Raw genomic sequence first — 642 nt, 5'->3', positions numbered from 1 at the left:
CTGTTTTCCAAATTTGGTCCATGATGTGGGGGAAATTAGATCCAATTAACCAAATGGCCATTCATTTGGTATTTATATTAGGTTTAACCTTTTTAGTTTATGGTTATTCAAAAGGAACAAAATCATTAACTAATCATGTACCTAAATGGATCGATTATCTTTTTGTGTTACTCGCATTCGGTGCAGGAATCTATTTTACAGTTCATGCCGAACGGATAGCAAGTAGAATTCCAATAATGGAACCATTGACTGCTTTAGACATCTTTTTTGGCCTTATTTTAGTTATCTTAACGATAGAGGCTACACGAAGAACAATTGGAATTCCAATTGTTCTTCGTGTAGCCTCTATCGTTAAGATAACTAAAATAAGGCCAAAAAAGATGTCTAAAGCAGTCAATGGTTCCATTATTGGAATTCTACTTGCTATCCGTTCGGCATGAACTGTAAAATAGATTCCTGCACCGAATGCGAGTAACACAAAAAGATAATCGATCCATTTAGGTACATGATTAGTTAATGATTTTGTTCCTTTTGAATAACCATAAACTAAAAAGGTTAAACCTAATATAAATACCAAATGAATGGCCATTTGGTTAATTGGATCTAATTTCCCCCACATCATGGACCAAATTTGGAAAACAG

At 34.0% G+C, this 642-nt stretch carries 1 protein-coding gene; it reads right to left on the bottom strand.

Annotated elements, in window-relative coordinates:
- Positions 1-202: 202 nt before the first annotated feature.
- A partial coding sequence (locus BLL36_RS31955) for a hypothetical protein (protein ID WP_394329511.1) occupies positions 203-642 on the bottom strand: 440 nt, incomplete at its 5' end.

It is taken from the genome of Pseudomonas cedrina subsp. cedrina, from assembly GCF_001983175.1.
Lineage (GTDB): Bacteria > Pseudomonadota > Gammaproteobacteria > Pseudomonadales > Pseudomonadaceae > Aquipseudomonas > Aquipseudomonas cedrina.
This window is presented reverse-complemented; position numbering and strand designations above follow the sequence as displayed.